The organism is Paracoccus sp. FO-3 (genome assembly GCF_006386455.1).
GTDB classification, from domain to species: domain Bacteria; phylum Pseudomonadota; class Alphaproteobacteria; order Rhodobacterales; family Rhodobacteraceae; genus Paracoccus; species Paracoccus versutus.
The window spans coordinates 1-459 of record NZ_VCBQ01000311.1 but is presented as its reverse complement, the minus strand read 5'-3'; the positions used below and the strand labels follow the sequence as shown (position 1 = coordinate 459).

Genomic DNA, 459 nt, shown 5'->3' with positions numbered 1-459 from the left:
CTGTTCAAGGTGCCGCTGTTCGCCTGGTCGGTCTTCATCACCGCCTGGCTGATCCTGCTGTCGCTGCCGGTGCTGGCGGGCGCCATCACCATGCTGCTGATGGACCGCAACTTCGGCACCCAGTTCTTCGACCCGGCCGGCGGCGGCGACCCGGTGCTCTACCAGCATATCCTGTGGTTCTTCGGCCACCCCGAGGTCTACATCATCATCCTGCCCGGCTTCGGCATCATCAGCCACGTCATCTCGACCTTCGCGCGCAAGCCGATCTTCGGCTACCTGCCGATGGTGCTGGCCATGGCGGCCATCGGCATCCTGGGCTTCGTGGTCTGGGCGCACCACATGTATACCGCCGGCATGTCCTTGACCCAGCAGGCCTATTTCATGCTGGCCACCATGACCATCGCGGTGCCGACAGGCATCAAGGTCTTTTCCTGGATCGCGACCATGTGGGGCGGCTCG

1 protein-coding gene is annotated in these 459 nt (G+C 63.8%); it reads left to right on the top strand.

Annotated elements, in window-relative coordinates:
- Positions 1–459 (top strand): cbb3-type cytochrome c oxidase subunit I (locus FE811_RS27140; RefSeq protein WP_181181004.1); only part of this gene is annotated, 459 nt, incomplete at both ends.